Origin of the sequence: Dietzia aurantiaca (genome assembly GCF_021033825.1) — a bacterium.
Taxonomy (GTDB): Bacteria; Actinomycetota; Actinomycetes; order Mycobacteriales; family Mycobacteriaceae; genus Dietzia; species Dietzia aurantiaca.
Map to the genome: position 1 here is coordinate 83296 of NZ_JAIFXZ010000011.1, position 26376 is coordinate 109671.

Consider the following 26376-nt stretch of genomic DNA (forward strand, 5'->3'; position numbering starts at 1 on the left):
GGTCTGGCCAGGAGTAGAGAAATTGACGCCGGTCAATGCGAAGCTGCAGGTGTGCGCCTAGCGTCGGCAGCAGGTCGTCTCAAGGGAGTGCCATGTCATCAACGCTTGCCCCGTCGAGTCGAGCAGTCGGCGGGGGTGGTGCGCCCGTTCTCGCTCCGCGCCAGAGGCAGACGCCCTGGCAAATACTCACCACCACCGATCACAAGCAGATCGGCGTGATGTACGTCGTGGTGTGCTTCGCCTTCTTCTTCGCCGGCGGTCTGATGGCGCTGCTCCTACGCGCTGAACTCTTCTTCCCGGGAATGCAGTTCCTGGCGAACGAGCAGTACAACCAACTGTTCACCATGCACGGCACGGTGATGCTGTTGTTCTATGCCACCCCGATCGTGATCGGAATCGGCAACTACGTGATGCCGCTGCAGATCGGTTCCCCGGATGTGGCGTTCCCGCGGTTGAACGCCTTCGGTTTCTGGCTGTTCACATTCGGCGGGGTCATCGCGCTCTCCGGGTTCCTCACGCCCGGTGGCGCGGCCGCGTTCGGCTGGACCATGTACATGCCGCTGGCGGACAAGATCCACTCGCCGAACGTCGGTGCGGAGCTCTGGATCCTCGGGGTGGCGATCGGCGGGATCGGCACCATCCTCGGAGCCGTCAACTTCATCACCACCATCGTCTGCCTGCGCGCGCCGGGCATGACGATGTTCCGGATGCCGATCTTCACGTGGAACCTCCTCATCACCTCGGTGCTGATCCTGCTGATCTTCCCGCTGCTCACCGCCGCCGCGATGGGCGTCTTCTACGACCGGACGTTCGGCGGGCGCATCTACTCGGCCGGCAACGGCGGGGCCATCCTGTGGCAACACCTGTTCTGGTTCTTCGGCCACCCCGAGGTGTACGTGGTGGCGTTGCCGTTCTTCGGCATCGTCTCCGAGGTCTTCCCCGTGTTCTCGCGTAAGCCGCTGTTCGGCTACGCCGGCCTGGTGTTCGCGACCCTCGCGATCGCCGCCCTGTCGATGGCGGTGTGGGCGCACCACATGTTCGCCACCGGGTCCGTCCTGCTGCCGTTCTTCTCGTTCATGTCGTATCTCATCGCCGTGCCGACGGGCGTGAAGTTCTTCAACTGGATCGGCACCATGTGGAAGGGCAAGCTCACCTTCGAGACGCCGATGCTGTTCGCGCTCGGCTTCCTGGTGACGTTCCTGTTCGGCGGCCTGACCGGCATCATGATGGCCTCCGCGCCGATCGACTTCCACATCCACGACTCGTACTTCATCGTGGCGCACTTCCACTACACGCTGTTCGGCACAATCGTGTTCGCCACCTTCTCCGGTGTGTACTTCTGGTTCCCCAAGGTCACCGGGCGGATGTACGACGAGCGGCTGGGCAAGCTGCACTTCTGGCTGATGTTCATCGGCTTCCACACCACGTTCCTGGTCCAGCACTGGCTGGGGAACCAGGGCATGCCACGGCGCTACGCCGACTACCTGGCCAGCGACAACTTCACCGTCCTCAACCAGATCTCGACCGTCGGTTCGTTCATCCTGGGCATCGCGATGCTCCCGTTCATCTGGAACATGATCAAGAGCTGGCGGTACGGCGAGATCGTCACCGTCGACGACCCGTGGGGCGCGGCCAACTCGCTCGAGTGGGCCACCTCCTGCCCGCCGCCGCGTCACAACTTCGAGGCGCTGCCCCGCATCCGCTCGGAGCGCCCCGCCTTCGAGTTGCACTACCCGGAGATGTCGGAGCGGATGCGCGCCGAATCCCACGTCGGCGGCCGGCGGAAGTCCCACGATCCGCACTCGTCCAAGGACGTGGCCGAGCGCGGGCCGTCGCCGAGCAGATGAAACAGGTTCTACCGACGGCGGTGGGCGGTTAGGGTCCACCCATGACGATTCGCGTTGTGGAGTGGTCGACCGGGTTCCTGGGGCGGATGGCGGTCGAGGCGATCGACGCCCGGCCCGAGCTCGAGCTGGTGGGGGTGTTCGTCTCCGACCCGGCCAAGGTCGGGGTCGACGCCGGCCGGCTGACCGGGCTCGGCCGCGACCTGGGCGTGACCGCCACCGACGACCGCGCCGCGCTCCTCGCGCTGGAGCCCGACGTGGTGCTCTACACGGCCGAGACCGAGACCCGGTTCATGGGCGGGATCGAGGACTTCACCGAGTTCCTGCGCGCAGGCATCAACGTGGTGGCCTCCGGCCCGGTGTTGCTGCAGTACCCGCACGGGACCATTCCCGAGGAGATGATCACCGCGCTGGCCGATGCCGGCCGCGAGGGTGGGGCGACGCTGCACGTGAACGGCATCGACCCTGGCTTCGCCAACGACGTCCTGCCACTGGCCATGACGAGCCTGTCCCGGCGGATCGATCTCATCCGGGTGGGGGAGATCGCCGACTACTCCGTCTACCATCAGGGCGAGACCATGCGGCGCCTGTTCGGGTTCGGCCAGTCCATGGACACGCTGCCCCCGCTGCTGCGCTCGGGGATGCTCGCCGCCGGGTGGGGGTCGGTGGTGCGTCAGATCGCGGCCGCGCTCGAGGTCACCCTGGACGAGCCCCTGATCGAGAGACATGAGCGGATCGCCGCCGATCGCGACCTGTCGCTCCTGGCCTGTGAGGTGCCCGCCGGGACGCAGGCCGCCATGCGGTTCGAGGTGGTGGGGCAGGTCGATGGCGACGACCGCATCATCCTGGAACACGTCACCCGCACCGCGGACGACCAGGCGCCCGACTGGCCTCGGCCCGACCGCGGAAACGGTTGCTACCGCGTCGAGATCTTCGGTGAGCCGGAGATGCGGGTCGAGTTCACCCACCACGACTCCGGCGGCGACCACAACGTGTCCGGAATGCTCATCACGGCAATGCGGCTGGTCAACTCGATCGAGGCCGTGGTGGCGGCCGAGCCCGGATTCATCTACGCAAAGGACCTACCGATGATCACCGGGCGTGGCCTAATGGTTTGATGAGGATCCTTCGTGTGGCCGGGGCGTTGGTGGCCGCCGTCGTCGTCGCCCTGTCCGGGGCGGGGGCCGCGCACGCGGCAGAGCAGGGCACCGACCCGTCCACACGCGCCCCGATCCCCGTCACCCACCACTTCCTCTCCGGCGCGGCACTGGCATTGGGCGAGCCCGGTGCCGCGCTGCCCGGCGCCAACGACTGGTCGTGCACGCCCGGCGCTGACAAGCCCCGGCCCGTGGTACTGGTCCACGGCACGCTCGGGGGCGGCACCACCAACTGGGCCACCTACGGCCCGCTCCTGCACAACGAGGGCTACTGCGTCTACACGCTCACCTATGGGGCGATGCCCGGTGCGTCGTGGCCGCTGAGTGAACTGGGTGCCGTCTCCGATATCCGGGCCGTCTCGGCGCCGCAGGTCGCGCGGTTCGTCGACCGCGTGCTCGAGGCGACCGGCGCCGAGCAGGTGGACCTGGTGGGCCACTCCCAGGGCACGCTCGTGTCCGGGCTTGTGGCCAAACACGAGCGCCCCGGCCGCGTGCACACCGTCGCGTCGATCTCCCCGCTGTGGCACGGCACCGGCGGCTCGCTCGTCGACCAGGTGCTCACCGGCTCCACCCGCGGCGATCGCGCCGCCATGGAGTTGGCCTGGGTGCCCGTCACCCAGATGATGTCCGGCTCGCTCCTGCTGCAGGAGCTGTGGGAAGGCGGGACCCCCTACGCGCCGGGCGTGCACTATCTCAACGTGGCGACCCGGTACGACGAGGCGGTCCTGCCGTACACCTCGGGGCTGGTCGCCGGCCCGCTGACGACGAACGTCGTGGTCCAGGACGGCTGCGAGCAGAACCTGTCCGAGCACGTCGCGGTGGCCGCCGACCCTAGGGCCGCGGACTACGTGCTGAACGCGCTCGACCCGGAGCATCCGCGCGAGCCGCGGTGCGTGACGATCGCCCCGGTGCACGGCCCGACCGGCTCATGACGCCGCGTCGGCGGGCCCCGGCGATCGCAGGCCTGGTCGCGGCTGCGCTCCTCATCGTCGTCGTCGCACCCGGGACCGCCGGGGCCGCGCCCTCCGCCGACCAGGTCCCGTGGCGGTGGTGGGACGGCGCGGCGTATCAACTCACGCACGGCCTGGCCGACCCGCCCGCCCTGAACCGCGACGACTGCCGTCCGACCGCCGAGCGCCCGCACCCGGTGATCCTCGTCCACGGCACCGGGCTCAACGGCGGCAACTCGTGGGCGACCATCGGCACGGCGTTGGCCGCGGAGGGTTTCTGCGTGTGGGCGCCCACCGTCGGGGCGCCGGGCGGGTCGGGCTCGACGGGAGGACTCGACTCGCTGACGGGGGCGTCGGCGCCGCAGCTGGCCGCGGAGATCGACCGCGTTCGGGGGCTCACCGGCGCCGACCGGGTCGACCTCGTGGGGCACTCGCAGGGGGCGATCGTGGCGTCGTTCGTCGCGGGGACCGTCCGTGCGGACGCGGTGCGCACCGTGGTCACGCTCGGTGCGGACCCGGCGAAATCGGGGGAGGGGCCGCCGGAGTTCGTCACCGCGATGCTCGGGGTGCTGTCAGCCGAGACCGCGCGGCGCGACGCCGAGGCGACCCTGGCGTGGCTGGGCGATGAGGGCGTGCCGTTCGCGCGCGGGGTGCGGTATGTGGCGGTGTCGTCGGACTACGACGAGCTCACCGGGCCCGTCGTAGCGCCCATCGTCCCGGACTGGGTGGACCTGCAGGCCGTGCGACTGCAGGACGGGTGCGAGTCCGACCGCTCGGGGCACCTGACCGTGCTCGCCTCACCGCGCGCCGCGGACCTGGTGGCCGACGCGCTCGCCCCGGCGGAAGGTTCGCCCGCCGAGCCGGGAGGTGCGCCAGCCGAATCACACCCACCGCGATGCGTAGCCGCCGACCAGGTGCTGGGGGTCCTGGCGCCGGTGCCGCCGCGGTAGCGGTCGCCCGGGTGCTCGTCAGTAGTTCCAGTCGCCCTGTCCGTCGAAGGCGCCGAACTGCTTGCCGGGGCCACCTGTGACGATGAACGGATCCCCGTTGCCGGTGTTCTCGTAGTACCAGGCCGCGTCTTCGGGGCTGATGTTGATGCAACCGTGCGAGACGTTGCGCACGCCCTGGTCCGCGACGGACCACGGGGCGGAGTGGATGAAGATCCCGTCGTAACTCAGGCGCACTCCGTCGTTGACCACGGTGTCGTATCCGCCGGCATCCTGGGCCAGGCCCCACGTCGCCGAGTCCATGTGGACCTCGCGGGCGCGCCAGCCGTTGTAGTAGATGCCGTTGTGGGTGGGGTAGGCGTCGCGGCCGGCGGAGGCCTTCATGACGCGTTCGACCACGCCGTTGCGGGTGACGGTGACCTCGTGGGTGTTGTCGTCGTAGGTGGACACCACGGCGTCGCCGGTGCGGAAGGTGTGTTCCGCGCCGTCCGCCCAGACGGTGACGGCGGTGGCGGCCGGCCAGAACTCGTGCGGCCGCCACCGCAACTCCGTGTCGCCGACCCAGTAGAACTTGCCCTCGACGCCGGGCGTCGTCCGGATCCCCACCGCCGCCTCGGCGGCCGCGCGGTCCGCGACGGGGCGGTCGAACGTGATCATGATCGGCTGCGCCACGCCGACGGTCTCGTCGCGGGTGGGGTAGACCGAGGCGACCTGCGCCTCGATCGACGGCCGCTGGGGGGCCAGGGCGGGGACCGTCAGGACGGGCAGTCCGGGCATGAGGAAGGTGGGTAGGGGCGCTGTCTCCATGCCGACCGCGCCGGCCGAGCCGGAGGAGCCGAAGCCGCCGGCGAGTGACTGTGCGGAGGCGGCGGGGGAGAGTCCGACGACGACGAGACCGGCGGCGGCAAGGGCGGCGGCGGTCGAACGGGTGCGGCGGTGCATCGATCTCCTCGGGGCGCGTGCCGCGGGTGGGCGGCGGTGTTCGGGGAAGGCGATCCGAGACGGCCGGTGTTCAGTACTTAGAAACGCTAATCACACCAGTCACTCAGATAACTTGCGTAACAATACCGCGAACTGGTGATCCGTGTACATCCCCGCGGGCGCTGCGACGATGGCGCCGTGGCGGCACTCGGTTCGTTGCGACACAAAACCTTGCCATCGTTTGTTGGTATCGACGCGGAGGGAAGTGCAGGTAGATGCCGCGAGAAGAGTTACTGACCTGAAGTCAGTAGTATAATCGCAGTTCACCGGCTTGATCGCGCTCTGGGCGCAACATATAGTCCTATCAGTCACCAACCGAGGGAGGTGGCGAGGTGAAGGACTGGTTGAGGGGCCACGACTTCACGCTGAGGGGCCGGTCATACGGACCGGAGCACCTGGGGGGGTGCTGGCCCGCGGCCGGATTGGCATGCGAGGCGGCGTGAGCGCGATGCGCGATCCGCCGAATACGGAAACGGCGTCGGAAGCTGAGGGGCTCCGACGCCGTTTCTCTATGTGGCCTCTAACCCCCTGTAACCCTCGAGTGACGCGAAGCTAGATGATCCCGGCAGCATGCCCGAGCCCCCGCCCGAGGAGCAGGACAGCGCCGGCGGTGACCACCACGACGGCAACCCTGCGGCCCGCCTCCGCAGAGACCCGCCGGGCCAGGACTCCTCCTACGAGGACGCCGAGCGGCACCATCGCCACGATGAGGCCGATGACGATCATCGGTGGGAGCTCGGAAATGGGCGCGGCGCCCACGCCGATCTTGGTGACGACAGACGTGGCGCCCATGGTGCAGAAAATCGGCTGCAGGGTCGCGGCAAAGGATCGCTGCCTCCAGTCAGTCGCCTGGGCGTAGACCAGCATCGCGGGAGCGGCCACCCCCACCGCGGTGTTGAGGAAGCCTCCGGCGGTGCCGGCCACCGCAGCAGGGAAAGGGCCGCTGACCTGCGGGATGCGCGCGATCGCCGTCATGAGAAGCGTGCCCAGCAACGCCGCCCCGATGATGATCTCGAGCCAGCTGCGATCGACGGCGCCGACAAGGAGCGCGCCGGGCACGGACCCCACGACGATCAGGGGCGCGAGACGGCGATACCGGCGCCAGTCGATGTCGCGACGCAGCATGATCGCGATGAACGCAGCGGAAAAAGTGGTGGTCACGTTGGTCAGCAGGACTCCGGCGACGGGTCCGAGGATGAGCGACAGGGTCGGCGCCACCACGAGCCCGACCCCCATCCCGCTGACCCGCTGCAGCACCGTGCCGAGGACAACGGACACCGCCGCGACGATCAGGAGGGGTGGACCGATGTCGCCGAGCATGGGTACAGCATTCCAGGTGCGTTGGTCCGGGCCGGCAGCAGTGCGCGCCGTTCAGCCCAGGATCTGACGGGCGACCCGGTGCAGGCCGGCCAGTGCCTCGGCCTCCGCCCCCGGGCTCCGGGCGGTCTCCGGCTGGACCAACGTGATGTGCCACAGGTAGTCGCCGGACACGAGAATCGTGTGCACCTCCACGCCGCCGCCGGTCGGCGCGGCGAGGCAGTCGATGAAGGCGGTCGCCAGCGGCGGCGAGACGGGGCCCGGAGCGCCCGGCGCGGCGGGCGGCGCCCCCTCGACGGTGGCGGCCAGCGTGCCCCGGACCTCCGAGCACGCGTAGCGCGCGCCGAGCATCAGCGGCTGTCCGGCGAGCGCTGCCTCCGCTCCGTCCTGTGGCTCGACGACGCCGGCGGCGAAGGTATCCGGCACGATGCCCGGCTCGAAGGCTGGCGGGGCGGGGGTCTCCGTGGTGGTGGTCGTGGTGGTCGCGCCGAGGTTCCAGGGGTCGGTCTCGTCCGTACCGTCGACGCCGTCGGGGTCGTCCAGGCCGTCGGTGCCGTCGGAGTCGTCCGAGTCGTCGAGGTCGGCGTCGGAGCCCGTGTCCGCCGCGGCCTCGGCCCGATCGGGCGAGCCCGGGCCACCGTAGGTGCAGATCAGGCCCAGGTCTCCGGAGCCGGTGGGCTCCACGTCGGGCATCTCGGCATCGGTGAGCGTGATGACCTCGGCGGTCGTCAGGTCGAGCAGCTCGCAGGCGTTGAGTCGCTCGTTGGCGGAACCGCTGCTCGCGATCATCGCCTCGGCGGCGTCCATCTGCAGGTTCGGGGTGAGTCGCGGCGGGCCGGATTCCGCCTCGTCGCCGAGGCCCGAGCAGCCGGCGAGCGTCAGCGCGGCCACGGCGGCCAGCGCTCCGGTGACGCCGCGGGACGGGGACGGCGAAGACGAACGCAGCGAGGAACGCATGGCCCCGATCCTACGGCGCGGGGTCGCGGGTTCCGCTTCTGCGCCTGCCCGCCACCCGGACGAGCCGACTCTGTGATCGGCGTCACCGTCTTGACGTCCGACGTTCACCGAGAGTGTGCCGTCCGCTCAACTGGTCTGGTGAGACTGCTTGTCGTGGAGCCGATTTCTGACACCGTCACCGGGCGCGACCGCCGACCGGCGAAGCTGGGTGGCCGGGCGCTCGGCTACCAGCGTTCGATCCTCGCCGGTCCCGGTCGATGTCACGCCCCCGACGGCTGGGCGGAGATCTCCCTGACGTCCCGGCTCGGCGAGGGGACGGCCCTGTTCGACGTCACCTCCGACGATCTCCTCGGCCTCGACGCGCACTGCCGGGCCGGGTTCCGCCTGGTCGGGGCCGACCCGGGCCTGCCGTCGGACGTCAATCTGCTGGACGGGCCCATGCGTGGCCCCTGCCGGTTGGTCGACAGGACTGACGAGTCGCTGCGTCAGGGGCTCGTCGTCGGCACCCTCGAGGGCAACCCCGCGGTGGCCGAGCACCGCTGCCACGTCGATCTGGATCCGGACACCGGCGCCGTGACGGCGACGGTCCGCACCACCTGGCGCCCCAGTTCGGCCTACGTCCTGCCCGGCGCCGGACGCCGTGAGGCGCGGGCGTACCGGCGGATGGGCCAGCGGCTCGTGCGCGCGCTCGGGGCGTGCCGGGCGCCCGGATCAGGAGTCGTCGGGCCGTAGGATCACCGCATCGGTGACGGCATCGAACGACTCGTCGATCAGGTTCTCCAACAGTGCCCCGGACTCGTCGGTGCGCCACCGTTCCACGGCGACCCGCAGGATCGCGATGGACGCCGCCGCCACCGTGGCCGCCTCGACCGAGTCGGGAGCCAGACTCTCCCGCAGGCACACCAGCTGGGCGAGCCGGCCCTCCAGCCGCGCGAACAACGCGTGCATCTCGGTCTGGATGCCCGGCTCGTGCCGCCAGAGGTCGTGGAAGCGGTCGAACTCGGGGGACTCGCGCCGGGCCGTCGACACCTGGTTCCACATCAGCCGCGACAGCGCCGTCATGGTGGGCACCGACCGGTCCGACAGGAACAGCTGCACCGCCTCGGGTTCGGCGGGCGGCACGTAGGGGATGCACGCGACGACCTTGGACGGGAAGTAGTTGAAGAAGGTGCGCCGGGAGACGTTCGCGGCGCGCGCGATCTCGTCGACGGTGACGTCGTCGAGCCCGTGCTCGAGCACCAGGTCGAGCGCCACGCCGGTGATGCGGACCCGCACCGCGCGGCGGCGGCTCATGCCCGGCGGGCCGGAGGACTCGGTGCTGCTCATCTCGGCCCTCCCGTCCGTACCTCGTGTGGTCGACTGCCGTCGATGTTACGGAGCGGCCTCCGCCCTATCCTGGCTGGCATGACCACTCGCACCGCCGCCGCCCTCGCGTCAGCCTCCGTGGCGCTCCTCGCCGTGCTCGCCGGATGCGGTGGGACGGGCTCCGATCAGGAGACCGGCACCATCAGGACCGAATCGCTGCCGGCCCCGGAGCGGGAGCTGCCGCCGGTCCAGCCGGTGGCTGCCGCGGACTGCCCGTACCTGTCGGTGGCCGAGGCGGCGGAGGCGGGCGCCGCCTCGGTCACCGAGGTGCGGATCGACGAGAGCATCGACCCGGCCGCCTGCTTCTTCTACGGGACCGACGGCTCCGTGATCCTCACGACCACCGTCTATACGGTCGACTCCGCCGAGCGGGCACGCGAGCTGGTGGCCGAGTCCGCGCCTGAGGACACGGCCGAGGAGGCCACCGCCGACGGTGGCTGGGTCGGCGCCCGCACCGGGGGCGCGGCCGGCGCGCTGGTCGTGCTGTCCCGGGACGATCAGCTGCTGGCGGTGCAGACGGTCAACGAGGAGGCCGGCCCGGCACAGCAGGTGGCCGAGCTGGTCGGCCCCCGCCTCGCGGAGTGACCGGCCCGGGTCAAATCGGGTCGGTGATCATGCCCAGGATCAGCTCGGCCATGCTGCGGGCGGTCATGGACGTGGTCTGGACCTCGCCCAGCATCGCGGCGGTGACGGCGCCGTCGTGGAGCAGCGCCAACCGGTCCGCGAGGTCGGCGATGTTGTCCGGGTCCTGCAGGCCCATCCCGGCCAGCTCTGAGCGCAGGGTCTCGGCGACCCAGGCGCGCTGGTCGGCGACCGCGGCACGGATCGAGCGCTCGCCGTCGGTGTCGGGGCTGGGGAACTCGATCGCGGCCGCGATGTGGCAGGAGCCGGGGGTGGCGGGCTCGACCCGCTCGCGGATGATGTCGAACAGGGCCAGGACGCGGCCCCGGGCATCGGGCGAGCGGTCGGCGCGGCGTCGCCACAGCGCCCGGTCCCGCTCTGCCACCGAGCGGAGGTAGGCCACCACGAGCTCGTCCTTGGACCCGTACGTGTTGTAGAGGCTGGCCTTGGCCACGCCCGCCTCGCGCAGGATCCGGTCGATGCCCACGGCCCGGATCCCGTCGGTGGAGAACAGACGGGTCGCCGTGGCCAGGAGCCGCTCCCGCGGCCCGGGCTTGGTCGACCGTGTACTCGTCACGGGTTACAGACTATCGGCTGTGACCACCGACACCGCAGGGCCGGTGCCGCGTGGAGCGGGCACCGGCCCCGGAGATCTGTCAACGGGTGCTCGAAGGGTCTCGAGCCGCGCCGGTCAGGCCGGCGGGCGGCCCTGCTGTTCGGGGCCGGGATCGGGGGTGGGGGTGCCGTCCGGCGCGTCGGGCACCTCCGGGGCCTCGGCGGTGCGTCCGGTGAGGAACTCACCGGCCTTCTCCTGCACGCGGTCCGTGTGCTGGGCGTGCTTGCCGCCGGTCTTCCTGTCGAACATGTCGCCGGCTTTGTCGATGACCGAGTCCACCTTGTCTGGGTTCTTGCCTGCGAGTTCCTTGGCCTTGGCCAGGCCCTTGTCGAGAAATCCCATGTCGGTCTCCTTCCTGCTCAGTGGCCAGCGGCCCGGCTCCGCGTGGGAGGCCGGGCCGCTGGATCGTACGGGTTCGTGAGGGGTGTGAGGGGCCGGTGGTCAGACCTTGGTGCGCCCGCGGCCCTTGACGGCTGCGACCACCCAGATCAGCAGACACGCGCCGATGATCGCCGCGATGAAGCCCCACAGCGAGAAGGCCTCCGGCATGCCGCCACCCCCGGTGATCAGCGAGACGATAAGGCCTACGACGAACGCGCCGACGATTCCGGCGACAACGTTGGCGACGAATCCCATCTGGGCGTTCCGGCCCATGATCATGGACGCGATCCAGCCGGCGATTCCACCGACGATGATCCAGGAGATGATGCTCCACAGCATGGTGGTTGTCCTTTCCGAGAGTCGTTCTCGGCCCAGGGATGGGCCGCTCATTCAGGAGAACACGATCAGGCCACGGATGCTTCCGGTCCACTCCACTGTGCGGTTAAACGTCGCTCATCCGTTACCGCGCCGTGTCCTGCTGTGGACCCGCGCTGCTCAGGCGAGGTCGGCCGAGTGCGGGTGCTTCTCGATGTACCGGGCGACGAACGAGCAGGTGGGATTCACACGGAGTCCCTTGTCCCTCGTCTGCTGTAGAGCCTCGCCGATCATCCGGCCGGCCAGACCGCGGCCGCCGAACTCGGTGGCCACGACGGTGTGCGGGAAGGTGCGCACCCCGTGGGCCGTACCGGTCCCGGGCGCGTCCTGATAGTCGGCGAACCCGGCCACCACGTCGTCGACCAGGATCTCGAAGCGGCCGGCGACCTGGTCCTCACGGACCCTGATGTCCTCGGCGCTGCCGGGGTCCCCGCTCATTCGTGGGCCTCCGGACGGACGACCATCACGGGGCACGGGGCGGCCTGGAGGAGCGCGCGGGACGTCGAGCCCAGGACCATGCCGGCGAAGCCGCCGCGCCCGTGGGATCCGACGACGACGAGCTGTGCCCCCTCGGACTGCTCGACCAGGGCGCGGACCGCGCGGTCCCGGGTCACGTAGCGGGTGACGTTCACGTCCGGGAAGCGGTCGGCGAAGCCGGCCAGCCGTTCGGCCAGCGTCTGGTGCTGCTGCTCCTCGAGCTGGCTCCAGTCGTCGTCCGTGAGGGCGATCCCGGCCGCGGCGGCCTGGACCTGCGGGTCCATCCAGGTGTGGACGGCGATCAACTCGGCGCCGCGGGCCGAGGCCTCGGCGAACGCCCAGTCGGTGGCCCGGGCACTGATCTCGGAGCCGTCGATACCCACCACGACGGGGCCGGTGCTGTCCGGCTGATCGGTGTCCGTGCGGGTCACCACCACCGGGCAGAACGCGTGGCTGGCGACGGCCGCGGAGACCGAGCCCAGGACCATTCCCTTGATACCGCCCAGGCCGCGGGAGCCCAGGACGATGAGCTTGGCCTTGCGCGAGTAGTCGATGAGCACCTGTGCGGGGTTGCCCTCGACCACGGCGTGGCCGATCTGGATTTCCGGAGCGATCTTCTGTGCGGTGGCCCTGGCGCTCTCGACGATCGGGTGGCACTCGCGCTCGAGCTCGTCGTAGACGGGCTGGGGCGGCACCATGCCCTCGGCGAACATGGCCGCCGGCATGGTGTAGCTCGTGACGAGCAGCAGCGGGATGCCACGGGTGGCGGCGGTGTTGGCGGCATAGGCGACTGCGCCGGTGGACGCAGCGGAGCCGTCGACACCGACTACAACGGTGTTCTCGAGAGAAGCCATGCCGTCAGCGTACCGCCGGGATCGGCATGCGGAAGCGGCTTGGCGAAGGGTGGACGAACGGGGTTACGTCGCCTCGGGGAACGGGGCGTTCGACGGGTAGGCGAGGTTGAAGCTGCCCTGGAACGCGGGCAGGATCGCGCGGCCCGGGCCGAACAGGAAGAAGTCGACGACGGCGTCGATCATGGTTGCTCCTGGTGCTGAAGTGATAGATGAGGCGCAGGTGAGTGTAACGCACGGATTAGGCTCAGGGATATGGCCAGTTCTGGTTCCCGGCGCAGCCGCCGGCCGCTGCCCCTGCGCGACGGCGTCGACCCGGTCCGCATCCGGCTCGCCGACCCGGGCCAGGGGCCGCGCAGCATTCCCGAGGAACTGCGGCGCCGATTCCCCGACCGGCTCGCCGAGCTCGAGGCCGCACTGGCCGCGGGAGAGGTCGTCACCGCAGACGGCAGCCCCGTCACCGGCGAGACCAGGCGCCACCGGGGGATGGACGTGTGGATGTACCGGACCCCCGAGCCCGAGACCGAGGTGCCCTTCGACCTCGTGGTGCTGCACCGGGATGACCGCCTCGTCGTCGTCGACAAACCGCATTACCTCGCCACCACGCCGCGCGCCGGGCACGTCACCGAGACCGCACTGGTGCGGCTCCGCCGCGACCATCACGGACTCGGCGACCTGGCGCCCGCGCACCGCCTCGACCGGCTCACCGCCGGCGTGCTGGTGTTCACCGCCGACCCCGCGCACCGCGGCGCCTACCAGGAACTCTTCGCCGCCCGCCGCGTCGACAAGACCTACCTCGCCGTGGCGCCGGCGCCGGACGGCACGCCCGAGGTGCGCGAGCGGTCCAGCCGGATCGTCAAGACGCGCGGCATCCTCCAGGCCGCCGAGGTCGACGGCGAGGCCGACGCACACACGCGCATCACACTGCTGGACGCCCGTGGCGGGCTGGGCCTCTACCGTCTCGAGCCCACCACCGGCCGCACCCACCAGCTCCGCGTGCACATGAACGCCCTGGGCACGCCGATCCTCGGCGACGACCTGTACCCCGACGTGCTCGAGGTGACTCCCGGCGACTTCACCCGCCCGCTGCAGCTGCTGGCGGAATCGATCGCGTTCACCGATCCCGTCACGGGCGAGCGGCGCCGGTTCACCACCCGTCGCGCACTGGAGCAGTGGCCGACCGCACCCGATGAGCCCGAGCCCGATCAGGGTGGAAACCAGGGCCATCCCTGATCCGCCCCGGTCCCCGGATGCTGCATGCTTTAGTCGACCACCACCTTGCGAGGGAGCACATGACCACCCAGGCCGAGACCCATCAGCAGCCCGGCGCCGCGGAGCCCGTGGCCGCCATCGCCACCGACCTCGTCATGACCTACGGCGAGGGCGAGACCGAGGTGCGCGCCCTGGACCACGTCAGCGCCACCTTCGCCAAGGGCAGGTTCACCGCCATCATGGGGCCGTCCGGCTCCGGCAAATCCACCCTCATGCACTGCATGGCCGGGCTCGACCGGCCCACCTCCGGGTCCGTGCGCATCGGCGACACCGAGATCGTGGGCCTGCCGGACAAGCAGCTCACCGCGCTGCGGCGCGACCGGATCGGCTTCGTGTTCCAGTCCTTCAACCTCGTGCCCACCCTCACGGCCGAGGAGAACATCACGCTGCCGCAGGACATCGCCGGCCACCGCATCGACCGCGCGTGGTTCGACGAGGTCGTGGGGCGACTGGGCATCGGCGACCGGCTCTCGCACCGGCCGTCCGAGCTGTCCGGCGGGCAGCAGCAGCGCGTCGCCTGCGCCCGCGCCCTCGTGGGCCGGCCCGACATCCTGTTCGGCGACGAGCCCACCGGCAACCTCGACTCCACCTCCTCCGCCGAGGTGCTGTCCATCCTGCGCAGCGCGGCCGACGACTTCGGGCAGACCGTCGTGATCGTCACCCACGACCCGCGCGCCGCCACCTACGCCGACCGCGTCCTGCTGCTCGCCGACGGGCGGCTCGTGCGCGAGCTCGAGAGTCCGACTGCCGACGAGATCCTCGCCGCCATGGGCGACCTCGAGGAGCGGTGATGGCCACCGCGAAACACCAGGCCCGCCACTCTCGACCGGCAGAGCACGCACCGCGGCATGCGCGGCCGATGCTGCGGGTCTCCTTGCGCAACATCGCCGCGCACAAGCTGAGGCTGCTGCTGTCGGTGCTGGCCGTGGTGCTGGGGACCGCGTTCGTCACCGGCTCGCTCGTGTTCACCTCCACGCTCAAGAGCACCTTCGACGGGCTGCTCGAACAGGGCACCGCCGACCTGTCGGTGATGATCGAGCCCGAGGATCCGCGCGGCGCCGGTGTGCCGTTCGAGGTGGCCGACCGGGTCATGGAGATGCCCGGCGTCGCCGCGGCCATGCCCGAGGTGTCCGGGACGGTCGTGCTGTTCAACGCCGACGGCACCCCGTACCAGTCCGGCGGGGCCCCGTCCGAGGGCCTGGCCTGGATCGATCCCGAGCAGGCGGTCGGCAGCAGCAACGAGATGGTCGACGGGCGCACGCCCGCCGCCGACGGTGAGGTCGTCCTGCCCGAGGGCGTGCTCGAGGGGGCCGGCCTCGCGATCGGCGACACCGCGCAGGTGTACACCACCTCGAACGGGATGATCGACGTCACCGTCGTCGGCACCTACACGAGCGACACCGACGTCGGCGGTTACGTCGGCGTCGGTTTCACCTCCGAGCAGGCCCGCGCGCTGTTCAGCGACGGGGAGAACGCCAGCAGCGTCTCCGTCCGCGCCGAGGAGGGCGTGGGCCAGGGCGAGCTGCGGGATGTCATCGCGGCCGAGTACCCCGACTTCTCCGTCAGCACGGGCGAGGAGGTCAAGGAACGGCTCTCGGACCAGCTGGGCACGATGCTGGACTTCATCAACTACTTCTTCGCGGCGTTCGGCCTGATCGCGCTGCTCGTGGGCACGTTCATCATCTACAACACCTTCTCCATGCTGGTCGCGCAGCGGCTGCGCGAGCTCGCGCTGCTGCGGGCGATCGGTGCCTCCCGGGGGCAGATCACCCGGTCGGTGCTGGCCGAGGCCGCCGTCACGGGGCTCGTCGGCTCCGCGATCGGTGTGGTGGCCGGGTTCGGGTTGGCGCAGGCGATCTTCATGGTGCTCGACGCCCTGGACCTGGGAATCCCGGCCGGCGATCTGGCGCTCGCCACCTCGTCGGTGGTCACGCCGCTGGTGCTGGGTTTCGTCGTCACCCTGTTCTCCGCCTGGGCCCCCGCCCGGCGGGCCGGACGCGTCGCGCCCGTGCAGGGCATGCGCGTCGGCTCCGTCGCCACCGAGGCCGGCGGGGGCATGCGCACCTACGTCGGCGTCCTCGCGGTCGTCGCGGGTGTCGCGCTCGCGCTCATCGGCACGTGGCAGGACACCACCAAGTCCGGAGCGATCACCGTCGGCGTCGGCGCGGCGGCCCTGATCGTCGGCAGCTTCCTGGTGATGCCCGCCCTCGCGCGGCCCATCGCCGGCGGTATCGGCCGGGTCATCGGCGCGCCCTTCGGTGCGGTCGGTCGGCTGGCCGCGACCAACGCCGGGCGAAACACCCGCCGCACCGCGGCGACCGCGTTCGCGCTCACCCTCGGACTCACCCTGGTCGCGGCGTTCGGCACCCTCGGCGCCACCACCAAGGAGAGCATCAGCGGCATCATCGACCAGGACATCAAGGCGGACGTCGTCGTCCAGGGCGTCGCCTCGCAGGGGCCGCCGGTGCCGCTGCCCGGCGCCATCGAGGAGCGGATCTCCGGCGTCGACGAGGTCGGCGAAGTCGCGTACCTGGCGTTCGGGTTCGGCGTACTCGGCGGGGAGCAGCAACTCATCTCCGCCGCGGGCGGCCCGGTCGAGGAGATGATCGACGCGACCGTCGTGGACGGTTCGCTCCAGCCGGCCGAGAACTCGCTCGTCGTCTCCCGCTCCGTGGCCCGCGACAAGGGCTGGACATACGGCAGCACCGTGCCGCTCGTCGGGCCCGACGGCAGCGAATCCACCCTGCGCGTCACCGGCGTCTACGAGGACTCGCAGGTGCTGGGCCAGTTCTACACCGGTAGAGACGTGTACGAGCGCCTGGTGCCGGAGAACCTGCGGACCACGTTCAACGTGCTGGTCTCACCGGCGGAGGGAGTCACCTCGGACCAGGCCCGGGAAGCGGTTACCGCAGAGCTGGCCGACACCCCCATCGCGATGGTGCAGAGCAAGCAGGAGTACATCGACCAGCAGACCGGCGGAGTCGACCAGTTGCTCACGATCATCTACGCCCTGCTGGGGCTGGCCCTGGTGGTCGCGGTGCTGGGCATCGTCAACACGCTGGCGCTGTCGGTGATCGAGCGGCGCACCGAGATCGGGATGCTCCGCGCCGTCGGAATGCAACGGTCGCAGGTGCGGCGAACGGTCAATCTCGAGTCCACGCAGATTGCCGTGTTCGGCGCGCTGATCGGTGCGGCGGTGGGCGTTTACCTGGGGTGGGCGTTCGTGACCGTGCTGGCGTCCAGCGGGCTGCAGATGACCACCATCCCGTGGGGGATGATCGGCATCGTGCTGGTGTGCTCGGCGTTCGTGGGAGTGCTGGCCTCACTGTGGCCGGCGCACCGGGCGGCCAAGACCGGGCCGCTCGAGGCGATCACGGACTAGCAGTATCCCGTGCAGCGCGCTCGTGGAGCCGGCGTACCTCGTCGGCCAGCTCCGGCACGGGGCCGGCGACGGGGACGCCCGGCGCGACCTGCGTGATCGACAGACCGGCCACCGGCCCCGGGATCACGTCGAGCTCGGCCATCCACGCCGCGTACTGCGCGCCACTCGAGGCGAACACGATGCGACCGAGCCCCACGAGGGCGTGCGCTGCGCTGCACATCGGGCAGTGCTCGCCCGAGGTGTAGACGGTCGCCGCCGCGCGCTCGTCTGGGGTGAGGTTCTCGGCGGCCCACCGCGCGATCGCGAACTCCGGGTGCCGGGTGGCGTCGCCGCCGGAGATGCGGTTGCGGTCGGAGAACCGGACCCGCCCGGCGGCGTCGACAAGGAGCGAACCGAAGGGCTCGTCCCCGGCCTCTACCGCCGTAGTGGCCAGCTGGATGCAGCGGCGCAGGTGGGAGATGTCGTCGTCGTGAAAATCGTGTTCTGTCATGGTGGCTCCTGTCACAGTGCCTCCTCGAGCAGGGCGACGACCTGCCCCTGGCCGCGCCCGGCGGCCAGGTCGCGCGGCGAGGTGCCGTCGCCGTCGGGCAGGGTCGGATCGGCGCCGCCGGCCAGCAGGATGCGGATCGTCTCGAGATGGCCGCCGGTGCCGTCACCGTAGATGATCGCCTCGTGTAGGGCGGTCCAGCCGAGGTCGTTGACGTGGTTCACGGGCACCTCGGCATCCACCAGGATCTGTGCGGTGCTCGCGTAGCCGCCCTCGCCGGCGGGGATGAGCGCGGTGCCGCCGAAGCGGTTGGTGCTGGTCACGTCCGCGCCGTGCGCCAGGGTCATGGTGAGGATCTCGTCCAGGCCCTCGGCGCCGGCGTACAGGAACGCCGAGTCCTGGATGTTGTCCTGCGCGTCCGGGTCGGCGCCCAGGTAGAGCAGCAGTGCGGCGACCCGCGGGTGGTTGTTCCTGGTGGACACGACCAGCGGGGTCTGGCCCTGCGCGTCGCGGGTCTCGATGTCCGCGCCCCGGCGCAGCGCGAGCGCGGCCGCGTCGGGGTCACCGCTCGCTGCGGCCTGCAGCAGCTCGGCGTCGGCGTCGCGGCCGGGCGCGTGGGCGCGGTCGGCGGCCACGGCCTGCTCGATCAGGCTCGCCTGCGACGTCAGCCCGTGGCGGCGCGCCAGTTCGAGAGGGGTGGCGCCGTCCTGCTGCGCGGGGATCGTGAGGTCACCCCCTGCGGCGACGATCACGCGCACGCTGTCCATGAAGTCGGTGCTGTCGCCCCGCGCGGGGCGTCCGGCCTGGTCGGTGAAGATGAGCGCCTCGTGTAGGCCGGTCCAGCCGAGGTTGTTGACGTGGTCGATGTCCACGCCGTGGCGGATGAGCCGGCCGATGATGTCGGCGTGCCCGCGCTCGGCCGCGCGGATGAGGCCGGTGCCGTCGTAGGAATCGAGGCCGGTCACATCGGCACCGCTGACGAGCGTGAGGTCGAGTAGTTCGGTGTGCCCCTCCGAGGTGGCGATGAGGTAGGCGCTCTGCACGGTGTCGTCGGTGGCGTTGACGTCCGCACCGCGGGCGATGAGCTTGCGCGCGGCGGGCACGTCGTCGGCCCAGGCGGCGGCGATGAGCTCGGTGTCGAGCCGCTGTTGTGCCTCGGGGCTGAGGGCGGGCGCGGTGGTGGCTGGCGCAGTGTCGGCGACGACCGTGGTGGAGGATGCCTCGGGTGTGGGGGCGGTGTCGGTCGCGGTGTCGGCGGCGCAGGCGGTGAGGAGCAGCGCCAGGGCGGTCACGCCGACGGTGGTGCCAGCGCCTCGCGGGCGGTGACGGGTCATGTGGGGTCCTTCAGGTCGTGGACCGCCTGCCGGCTGGAGGCGGCGTGGGAGTGGATGAGCGTGGCCGCCGCGTTGGTGTCGCCGGCGGCGATCGCGTCGGCGATCGCCACGTGCTCGGCGTGGAGCACCGCGGCGTCGCCGTGCTGTCGGTGCACCCAGGCCAGGCGTGGCCGGATGGTGTTGAGGAGTTCGTGGGTGATGCTCCCGTGCGCCTGCTCCAGCAGGACGTCGTGGAAGCGGGCGTTGAGGATGATCGCGCGGGTGGTGTCCCCGGCCGCGATCGCCGCGCCGGCCTCCGAGGTGGCCGCGTGGAGGGCGACGACGACGAGTTCGTCCGCCTCTTCCGCGAGCCGGACGACCAGCACCGTCTCGAGGACTTCGTTCAGGACGATCAGCTCGTCGATCTCGGCCTCGGAGTAGTGCCGTACCTCCATCCCGCCGGCCGGTCGCTCGCGGGTGAGTCCCTCGGCGAGGAGATCGCGCAGGGCGTCCCGGACGGGGACCCGCGACACCTCGAGTTGGGCGGCGATCCGCTGCTCTATCAGGCGGGATCCCGGCGCGTACTCGCCGGAGAGGATGCGGTCGCGGATCGCGTCGCGAACGGTCGGGGTGGTGAGGGATGGCCGTGGCACTCGTTTAGTATACAAAACCTCGGGGGCGGTGCAGGGCTCCGCGACGAGGCTCATGCGCAGACGATCGAGCCCCCGACGGCCTGGGGTGAGGGCACCGGGGGCTCGGGATGGGGGCGTGGGGCTGGCGGCGCCTGGCTAGCGGCGCAGGCCGAACAGGTTGCGGGGGCCGCGGTGCTCGTGGCGTGCGAGCGCGGCGCTGAGCAACTCGGAGTCGTGCGCGCGGTCGATGGCCTGGCCGGCGAGGCGGCCGACGGTGCGCTCCCAGATCAGGCCCTCGAAGACGGCGAGGAGGTCCATCGCGGCGACCGCCGGCTCACGCATCCCGGTGGCGTCGAGCGCGTTGGTCAGGTCGCTGGGGTCCAGCAGTGAGGACACGAGATCGGTGGTGTCCTCCTTGCCGGAGAGCTCGATGATCAGCGCGGACCGCGCGGCCAGCTCGCCGCGGTAGTCGGCGAGCAGGGCCTCGATCATGCGGGAGAGCACTCCCAGCACATCGTCGGCGTTCGTGGACGCCAGCTCCTGGATTCCCGAGACCTCGACGAATCCCCGCAGCAGCGAGGTGACCCGGTCGACGGTGAGGCCGACCAATTGCGCCCGGGTGCGGCAGTAGTACGAGGTCGAGCCGGAGGGGAGCCCGGCCTCGGAGTCGACGGCACGGTGCGTGAGCGCCCGGATGCCGTCCCTCGCCACGACCTCGATCGCCGAGTCGGCGATCAGCATTCGCCGGTCCTCCATGGGTACTCCCGTCGTCTTGTGTGACTGGTGCTGGACTGGTACGGCCGACTTCCGGGGTCAGCCTATCGCCGGTTCTACACCTGGGGCGTCGAAATCACGGACGCCCTCGACACCTGATCAGGTGTCGAGGGCGTGGCGGCGTGCGATTCAGGTCAGGAGACCGGCACGTACTTCTTCGCGCGTCGGCGGGCGCGATGCTCGCGAAGCGCCGTCTTGAGTCCGGCGCGCCTGCCGTTCCCGGCGGTCGGCTTCGGCTCGGGGAGCCCCTCGAACATCCGCTCCGAGTGGGTCTCGGGGGCGTCGTCGGCGGTGTCCTTGAGCATGTGGTTGGGCAGGGACATCTTGGCGATGGTGCGCCACGCCTTGAGGTATTGCACCGGAAGCGAGCCGGCCACGTACGGCAGGTCGTACTTATCGCACACCTCGCGCACCCGCACGGCCGCCTCCGCCAGCCGGTTGGACGACATGTCCGGGTAGAGGTGGTGCTCGATCTGGTACGACAGGTTGCCGGACATGAAGTCGATGACCGGGCCGCCGGTGAGGTTCGCGGAGCCGAGCATCTGGCGCAGGTACCACTCGGCCTGCGTCTCGTTCGCGAGGTCCTTCTTGGTGAACTTCTCGGCGCCGTCGGGGAAGTGGCCGCAGAAGATCACGGCGTTGGTCCACACGTTGCGGATGCCGTTGGCCACCAGGTTGGCGGTGATGGTGGACTTCCAGCCCTTGCCCGACAGTGCCGGGTAGAACACGTAGTCCTTCGCGAGCTGGCGGCCGGCCTTGCGCAGAAACAGGGAGACGTTGCGCTTGGTCTTCTCGCGGTCGTCGCGGCCCTTGACGACCTTGCCCAGCTCCAGGTACTGGATCCCCACACCCCACTGGAACAGCAGTGCCAGGGCGGTGTTGTACGCCAGGTTGCCGTAGTAGAAGGGGTGCCAGCGCTGGTCGCGGGTCACGCGGAGGAGGCCGTACCCCACGTCGTCGTCCATGCCGATGATGTTCGTGTACTTGTGGTGCATGTAGTTGTGGGTCTGCTTCCAGTGCTCGGACGTGCCCACGTTGTCCCACTCCCAGCTGGTGGAGTGGATCTCGGGATCGTTCATCCAATCCCACTGCCCGTGCATGATGTTGTGCCCGAGTTCCATGTTCTCGACGATCTTGGCCACACCGAGCGCGCCCGCGCCGATCGCCCACGCGGTCTTGTTGCGCGAGCCCACCATCAGCAGCGCCCGGGCGCCGACCTCGAGGCCGCGCTGGAAGCGGATGGTGTTGCGGATGTAGGTGGCATCTCGCTCGCCCAGGGAGCCGATGATGTCCTGACGGATCTGCTCCAGCTCCGCGCCGAGCGCCTCGATGTCATCCTCGCTGAGATGTGCGAACTCTGGGATGTCGGTGATTGCCATGAAGCTACGGTACCGTAAGTTACGGTCCCGTAGGTTAACTTTGTCGGGTGAGTCACACTCCGCGGCGATAGTCCACCGAAGGGTGAGGGCTGGTCGGCGCAGCCGTGACCAGTGCGAAAAGTGTGGGAGTCGCCACGGATATCACGGTTGTGTAACGTCGGGCGGGTTGGTGGCGACATACCGGACGTATCCGGTCGCACGCCGCCGGGAAGAGACACTGACGAGGGGATCAACATGAGCAACGCGAACGACATTTTCCTGCAGGCCATCCAGCCCGTGGTCGACATCTTCTGGACCATGGTGTGGAGCGCCACGGGGTCGACCATCAGCGTCCCGCGCCCGACGACCCCGCAGGGCTGATAGCCCGCACAGCGCAAGACAACACAGCGCAAGACAACACAGCGCAGGCGGCCCGGCTCCCTCGATTGAGGGCGCCGGGCCGTTCTCGTGTCTGGCAAGCGCAGTAGGTCAGCGCCCGAACTTCTCGCTCCCGCCCAGGTCGACGGGGATCGAGGCGCCGGTGATGCCGGCGCCGGCATCACTGCACAGGTACAGAGCCATGGAGGCGATCGCCTCGGGCCCGACCCACGGTTGCGGCATCTGGTTCATGCCGGCGAAGGTCTCGGTGGTGTCCTCGAGCGTCGTGCCCTGTCCGCCCGACATCATGGCGATCATCGACGGGTTCTCGATCATCGGCGTGCGTACGTTGCCGGGGTGGATGGAGTTGCACCGCACGTTGGAGAAGCCCAGCTCCCCGGCGAGGGCCTTGGCCAGGCCCCGGACGCCCCACTTCGAGGTCGCGTAGCTGGCGGTGAAGGAGCCGCCGCGCAGCGCGACCATCGAGCTGATGAGGATGACCGCGCCGCCCCGGCCGGTGGCCAGGATGTGGGGAATCGCCACGGTGGTGGTGACCCAGGTGCCCTTGAGGTTGATGTCCAGGGTGGAGTCCCACTCCTCCTCGGTCCGCTCCCACGACGGGATGGGCTGCGGGGAAACCCCGGCGTTGGCGACCACGAAGTCCAGGCCACCCAGCTCGGCGACACCGGCGTCGACGGCCTCGCGCATCCCCGGCATGTCCCGCACGTCGACCTCGCCCGTCACACAGCGCCGCCCGAGAGCGCGCACGGCCTCGGCGGTGGCCTCCAGGTCCGCCGGGTTCGCCATCGGGTAGGGCACCGACTCGATGTCGCGGCACAGGTCGAGGGCGATCACGTCGCACCCGGCAGCGGCGAAGGCCTCGCAGTGTGCGCGGCCCTGTCCGCGGGCGGCACCCGTGACCAGCACGACCCTTCCACTGAGGTCGGTCGGCGTGGCGAAGGGTTGTGACATCGAGAGACTCCTGACGTTGTTCGGTAGCGACCCCTGCGGGTCCGTGCGCCCTGCGGCATGCTGGAAGTCAACGAATGACAACCAGAACAGGTCGTGATCATCATGCTTCAACGAACTCTGATCCTCGTCGATACGTCTTACCTACTGGCGAGTTTCTATAACTCGTGGGAGGAGGGGGCACGCGGTCAGCTGGAGATCTCGCTGGCCACGGTCGTGCACCGTTTAGATCAGGTCGCCCACGGACTGGTGGATCAGCCGGTCCAGCGCCAGAACTGGTACGACGGCATCCCGGATTCGGGGCCGCACCGTTATCAACGGACACTGCGCGTCATCGAGGGCGTGCAATTGCGGGCCGGCCAGCTGATCGAGTGGGGTGAGCGCCGGACGCAGAAGGCCGTCGACACCCTGCTGGTCGCGGACATGATCCAGGCCGCGTACAAGGGCCACTGTGCCGACATGGTCCTCGTGACCGGCGACGCCGACATGATCCCGGGCGTCCGCGTGGCCGTCGACGCGGGAGTGCGCATGCACCTCGTCGGGTTCGGCTGGGATTCCATCTCGTCCGCGCTGCGTCATGCCTGCGACACCACGACGGTGCTCGATCCCCGCACCGATTTCCACGACGCCATGCAGATCCGGGTCCTCGAGGGGCCCATCCCGCCGAAGGTGCGCACCGCGGCCCCGCGCCCGGCGCATCCCGGCGAGGAGACCCGCGATCCGGAGGCGGAGGAGACCGTGGACATGGTCGACGTGCAGTTGCGGTCCGACCGCGCCGCCGCGACCACCGTGGCGGACGAGACGCGCCAGACCGTGGCAGACGAGGAGCTCGCGGCCGAGGCCGAGGAGCTCGCGGCCGACGAGGAGGAGTGCGCGGCCATCGTCGATGACGCCCACCGCGAAGACCCTGCCGACCCTGCCGACCGGCCGGCAGTGCCGAAGCCCGGCCAGGTCCCCCCGGCGCCCCGGGCCGAGCCCCCGGCCGCGGCATCGCCCGCGTCGGACGAGCCGACGGCCAACGGCTCCGCGCGGCCGAGCCCGTCGATGATGGCCCCGCATCGTCGTCCGCTCCGGTCGAAGTTCGTGCCTCTGCCGGAGGAGGTGTGGACCTCCTCCGGTGAGCAGACCCCCTTCGACGTAGGGCAGCAGTACGCCACCTGGTGGTACGAGCAGGCCGCCACCGAGGAGCAGCGCGACGACGCGCATCTCCTGTCGGGCGGGGTGCTTCCGCCGGCGATCGACAGGCCGTTGCTGCAGTTCGCCTGCCAGATGCTCAACGAGTTCACGCTCACCGAGGCCCAGCGCGTGCGTCTGCGTGACGGATTCCACGAGGGCATCCGCGCGGTACTGCTCAAGCACCGCTGAGCCGGCGGCCCGCCTCAGAACGGTGGCGGGTCGTAGCCGGGGTCGCCGGGCTCGGGTACACGCCTGGCGGCGATGTTCTCTCGACGTGCCGCGACCTGGCGTTGCATGCGCTGGAACCAGTAGGTCGGTTTCGGCTCAGGGCTGAGCCACGGCCGCGGTGGTCCGGCGTCAGAGGAGGCCCCTTCGTCCGGCCGCTGGCGCCATCGCGCCAGCGGCCCGTCCGGCTCGGTGGTGAGGGTGTGACCAGTGCTGGTGGTGACGGTCAGCGTGCCGTCGCGCGCCAGTTGGTACTCCCACCCGTGGAAGGTTTTGAAGCGGTGGTGCCGCCGACAGAGGCACATGAGATTGAACTCGACGGTCAGCCCGCCAGAGCCGGTATCAGAGTGATTGAAGGGGCGGATGTGGTCAACATCGCAGTCGTCGGCCGGCACCGAGCACCCCGGGTGCCGACAGGTACCGTCCCGTAGCCGGATGCGGCGAGCCAGTTCGGCACTGATCCGATAGCGCCGGGCGGCCGTCGACGAGTCAGCCGACCCGGGCGTGGGGTCCGGGACCGAGATGGCGGCGCCGACACAGCGCGACAGCAGTTCCATGAGGGCATCGATCGTGGCCGGCCCGCCCCGGGGCATGTAGACGGCGGGCTCGCCGCCCGGGCCGAGTTCGGTGAGCACGGTGATGTGTGGCCGGAGCTGGGCCCGGGGAGTCTCGCCCGCGAGGCGCTCGCGCGCGACGCTCTCCGACTCGGGGGCAGAGCCGGGGTCGGCGCCGTGTCCGGGCCCGAGGATCGCGTCGACCAAGGCGTCGGCGCGACGTTCGCCGATGCGTCGGCCGGGCGAGTTGTCGCATACGCCCGCGTCCACGTACCGGGTCGACTCGCCGCGGGAGTCCTTCTCCTTCTTGATCTGATCGCGCGCCGACATCTGCAGCGCCTCGTACAGCGCCGCCGCCTCCGCCGACGTCAGATAGGCATGGAGTTGGGCCATGCCGTCACTGCTGCGACGGACCTGAACGTTGCGCTCGGTGATCGCACGCCGGCGTCTGGCGAGGACACCGTCCGGGTCGGACTCCTCGATGATGTGATCCGTCTGGCTGAGAATTCGATCGCGGCCCGGGCGCTGCCCCGCGTCGATCGCGCCCAGGAGCCAGTCGACCACGGCCTTCTGCACGTCGGACCTGAACCTCGACTCCACGACCCGCATCTGGCGAGCGAGCATCTTGACCGTGGCCTCGTCGAGGCGGCCACACTCCATGGCCTCCAGCAGGGCAGGGAAGTTGTTGACGAGCGTGATCGACAGCTTGATCAGCGCCCGCGCCCGGTGGGTATGTACGCCGTACGCGGCCACGATCTCGGCGCAGGCGATGTCGAAGGGGTCGATCAGCGCGTAGTCCTGCGGCTCCTCGCACATCGGGTCGTAGCCGGCGTCGACAGCCCGCTGGAACTCCACGTCGTCACAGATGTCGAGTAGCGCGTAACACGCACGTAAGCGGGCCGCGGCGGCGCGATTCTCCGCCTGCAGGGCCTCGAGAACCGCCTTGCTCGCCTCCGGGATCCTGGTGTCCGTACCGGGTTCCGACTTCTGGTCAATTCCCGCCATCGCCATGTGCGC

At 70.3% G+C, this 26376-nt stretch carries 27 protein-coding genes; 11 read left to right on the top strand and 16 right to left on the bottom strand.

Annotated features, from left to right (window positions below; genetic code table 11):
• The first annotated feature begins 182 nt into the window (after positions 1 to 182).
• The 4 genes from ctaD to K3888_RS12345 are packed head-to-tail and all read left to right on the top strand — an operon-like array spanning position 183 to position 4901.
• Positions 183 to 1847 (top strand): aa3-type cytochrome oxidase subunit I, encoded by a 1665-nt coding sequence (gene ctaD / locus K3888_RS12330; RefSeq protein ID WP_443652046.1) that lies wholly within the window; start codon positions 183 to 185, stop codon positions 1845 to 1847.
• A gap of 41 nt (positions 1848 to 1888) precedes the next feature.
• Positions 1889 to 2962, top strand: coding sequence for an NAD(P)H-dependent amine dehydrogenase family protein (locus K3888_RS12335; RefSeq protein ID WP_230930560.1), 1074 nt, complete (start codon positions 1889 to 1891; stop codon positions 2960 to 2962).
• Positions 2962 to 3933, top strand: coding sequence for an esterase/lipase family protein (locus K3888_RS12340; protein WP_230930561.1), 972 nt, complete (start codon positions 2962 to 2964; stop codon positions 3931 to 3933). Before K3888_RS12335 ends, K3888_RS12340 begins: the two co-directional genes overlap by 1 nt.
• Positions 3930 to 4901 (top strand): esterase/lipase family protein, encoded by a 972-nt coding sequence (locus K3888_RS12345; RefSeq protein ID WP_230930562.1) that lies wholly within the window; start codon positions 3930 to 3932, stop codon positions 4899 to 4901. Before K3888_RS12340 ends, K3888_RS12345 begins: the two co-directional genes overlap by 4 nt.
• Positions 4902 to 4919: 18 nt before the next feature.
• Here K3888_RS12345 and K3888_RS12350 read toward each other — a convergent pair whose 3' ends face one another.
• From K3888_RS12350 to K3888_RS12360, 3 genes are all read right to left on the bottom strand, one after another.
• Entirely contained in the window at positions 4920 to 5840 is a 921-nt protein-coding gene (locus tag K3888_RS12350) for a L,D-transpeptidase (RefSeq protein WP_230930563.1), read from the bottom strand.
• Between the two features lie 591 nt (positions 5841 to 6431).
• Positions 6432 to 7199: a sulfite exporter TauE/SafE family protein gene (locus K3888_RS12355; protein ID WP_230930564.1), complete on the bottom strand. Its 768-nt coding sequence runs from the start codon at positions 7197 to 7199 to the stop codon at positions 6432 to 6434.
• 51 nt (positions 7200 to 7250) lie between these two features.
• Positions 7251 to 8153: a hypothetical protein gene (locus K3888_RS12360; RefSeq protein WP_230930565.1), complete on the bottom strand. Its 903-nt coding sequence runs from the start codon at positions 8151 to 8153 to the stop codon at positions 7251 to 7253.
• A gap of 153 nt (positions 8154 to 8306) precedes the next feature.
• Here K3888_RS12360 and K3888_RS12365 point away from each other — a divergent pair, with 153 nt between their 5' ends.
• Complete coding sequence (locus K3888_RS12365; RefSeq protein ID WP_230930566.1) at positions 8307 to 8885, top strand: DUF1990 family protein; 579 nt, start codon at positions 8307 to 8309, stop codon at positions 8883 to 8885.
• On the opposite strand, the gene K3888_RS12370 is transcribed toward K3888_RS12365, so the two are convergent.
• The gene (locus K3888_RS12370) at positions 8865 to 9479 is read right to left on the bottom strand and encodes a TetR family transcriptional regulator (RefSeq protein WP_230930567.1); all 615 of its coding nucleotides are present in this window, start codon (positions 9477 to 9479) and stop codon (positions 8865 to 8867) included. The genes K3888_RS12365 and K3888_RS12370 overlap by 21 nt on opposite strands.
• A 78-nt stretch (positions 9480 to 9557) precedes the next feature.
• Here K3888_RS12370 and K3888_RS12375 point away from each other — a divergent pair, with 78 nt between their 5' ends.
• A complete protein-coding gene (locus K3888_RS12375) occupies positions 9558 to 10103 on the top strand; it encodes a DUF2020 domain-containing protein (RefSeq protein ID WP_230930568.1) in 546 nt (181 codons plus the stop codon).
• 10 nt (positions 10104 to 10113) lie between these two features.
• Here the strand turns inward: K3888_RS12375 and K3888_RS12380 are convergent, their stop codons facing one another.
• The 5 genes from K3888_RS12380 to K3888_RS12400 all read right to left on the bottom strand — a co-directional run bounded on the left by K3888_RS12380 (position 10114) and on the right by K3888_RS12400 (position 12842).
• Positions 10114 to 10716: a TetR/AcrR family transcriptional regulator gene (locus K3888_RS12380; protein WP_230930569.1), complete on the bottom strand. Its 603-nt coding sequence runs from the start codon at positions 10714 to 10716 to the stop codon at positions 10114 to 10116.
• A 114-nt stretch (positions 10717 to 10830) separates the two neighbouring features.
• Positions 10831 to 11097: an antitoxin gene (locus K3888_RS12385; RefSeq protein WP_230930570.1), complete on the bottom strand. Its 267-nt coding sequence runs from the start codon at positions 11095 to 11097 to the stop codon at positions 10831 to 10833.
• 99 nt (positions 11098 to 11196) lie between these two features.
• Positions 11197 to 11475, bottom strand: coding sequence for a GlsB/YeaQ/YmgE family stress response membrane protein (locus tag K3888_RS12390; RefSeq protein ID WP_230930571.1), 279 nt, complete (start codon positions 11473 to 11475; stop codon positions 11197 to 11199).
• 156 nt (positions 11476 to 11631) lie between these two features.
• Positions 11632 to 11949, bottom strand: a complete 318-nt coding sequence (locus K3888_RS12395) for a GNAT family N-acetyltransferase (RefSeq protein WP_230930572.1) — start codon at positions 11947 to 11949, stop codon at positions 11632 to 11634.
• Positions 11946 to 12842 (bottom strand): universal stress protein, encoded by an 897-nt coding sequence (locus tag K3888_RS12400; RefSeq protein ID WP_230930573.1) that lies wholly within the window; start codon positions 12840 to 12842, stop codon positions 11946 to 11948. Before K3888_RS12400 ends, K3888_RS12395 begins: the two co-directional genes overlap by 4 nt.
• 252 nt (positions 12843 to 13094) lie before the next feature.
• Between K3888_RS12400 and K3888_RS12405 the strand changes: the two genes are divergently transcribed.
• From K3888_RS12405 to K3888_RS12415, 3 genes are read left to right on the top strand one after another with little or no spacing between them, the layout of a single operon-like run.
• The gene (locus K3888_RS12405; protein ID WP_230930574.1) at positions 13095 to 14072 is read left to right on the top strand and encodes a pseudouridine synthase; all 978 of its coding nucleotides are present in this window, start codon (positions 13095 to 13097) and stop codon (positions 14070 to 14072) included.
• Positions 14073 to 14131: 59 nt separating this feature from the next.
• Entirely contained in the window at positions 14132 to 14902 is a 771-nt protein-coding gene (locus K3888_RS12410) for an ABC transporter ATP-binding protein (RefSeq protein WP_230930575.1), read from the top strand.
• Positions 14902 to 17493 (top strand): ABC transporter permease, encoded by a 2592-nt coding sequence (locus tag K3888_RS12415; protein ID WP_230930576.1) that lies wholly within the window; start codon positions 14902 to 14904, stop codon positions 17491 to 17493. The genes K3888_RS12410 and K3888_RS12415 overlap by 1 nt, the downstream gene beginning before the upstream one ends.
• On the opposite strand, the gene K3888_RS12420 is transcribed toward K3888_RS12415, so the two are convergent.
• The 5 genes from K3888_RS12420 to K3888_RS12440 all read right to left on the bottom strand — a co-directional run bounded on the left by K3888_RS12420 (position 17483) and on the right by K3888_RS12440 (position 22078).
• Entirely contained in the window at positions 17483 to 17983 is a 501-nt protein-coding gene (locus tag K3888_RS12420; protein WP_230930577.1) for a nucleoside deaminase, read from the bottom strand. The two genes, K3888_RS12415 and K3888_RS12420, sit on opposite strands and share 11 nt — an antisense overlap.
• A gap of 11 nt (positions 17984 to 17994) precedes the next feature.
• Entirely contained in the window at positions 17995 to 19314 is a 1320-nt protein-coding gene (locus K3888_RS12425; protein ID WP_230930578.1) for an ankyrin repeat domain-containing protein, read from the bottom strand.
• Complete coding sequence (locus K3888_RS12430) at positions 19311 to 19946, bottom strand: GntR family transcriptional regulator (protein WP_230930579.1); 636 nt, start codon at positions 19944 to 19946, stop codon at positions 19311 to 19313. Before K3888_RS12430 ends, K3888_RS12425 begins: the two co-directional genes overlap by 4 nt.
• A gap of 135 nt (positions 19947 to 20081) precedes the next feature.
• Positions 20082 to 20681 (bottom strand): TetR/AcrR family transcriptional regulator, encoded by a 600-nt coding sequence (locus K3888_RS12435; protein WP_230930580.1) that lies wholly within the window; start codon positions 20679 to 20681, stop codon positions 20082 to 20084.
• A 152-nt stretch (positions 20682 to 20833) separates the two neighbouring features.
• Positions 20834 to 22078, bottom strand: coding sequence for a fatty acid desaturase family protein (locus tag K3888_RS12440; RefSeq protein WP_230930581.1), 1245 nt, complete (start codon positions 22076 to 22078; stop codon positions 20834 to 20836).
• A gap of 234 nt (positions 22079 to 22312) precedes the next feature.
• Between K3888_RS12440 and K3888_RS17705 the strand changes: the two genes are divergently transcribed.
• Positions 22313 to 22438 (top strand): hypothetical protein, encoded by a 126-nt coding sequence (locus tag K3888_RS17705; protein ID WP_269075136.1) that lies wholly within the window; start codon positions 22313 to 22315, stop codon positions 22436 to 22438.
• A gap of 108 nt (positions 22439 to 22546) precedes the next feature.
• Here K3888_RS17705 and K3888_RS12445 read toward each other — a convergent pair whose 3' ends face one another.
• Positions 22547 to 23407: a mycofactocin-coupled SDR family oxidoreductase gene (locus K3888_RS12445; RefSeq protein ID WP_230930582.1), complete on the bottom strand. Its 861-nt coding sequence runs from the start codon at positions 23405 to 23407 to the stop codon at positions 22547 to 22549.
• 102 nt (positions 23408 to 23509) lie between these two features.
• Between K3888_RS12445 and K3888_RS12450 the strand changes: the two genes are divergently transcribed.
• Positions 23510 to 24769, top strand: a complete 1260-nt coding sequence (locus tag K3888_RS12450) for an NYN domain-containing protein (RefSeq protein ID WP_230930583.1) — start codon at positions 23510 to 23512, stop codon at positions 24767 to 24769.
• 14 nt (positions 24770 to 24783) lie between these two features.
• Here K3888_RS12450 and K3888_RS12455 read toward each other — a convergent pair whose 3' ends face one another.
• Complete coding sequence (locus K3888_RS12455) at positions 24784 to 26364, bottom strand: HNH endonuclease signature motif containing protein (RefSeq protein WP_230930584.1); 1581 nt, start codon at positions 26362 to 26364, stop codon at positions 24784 to 24786.
• Positions 26365 to 26376 lie beyond the last annotated feature (12 nt).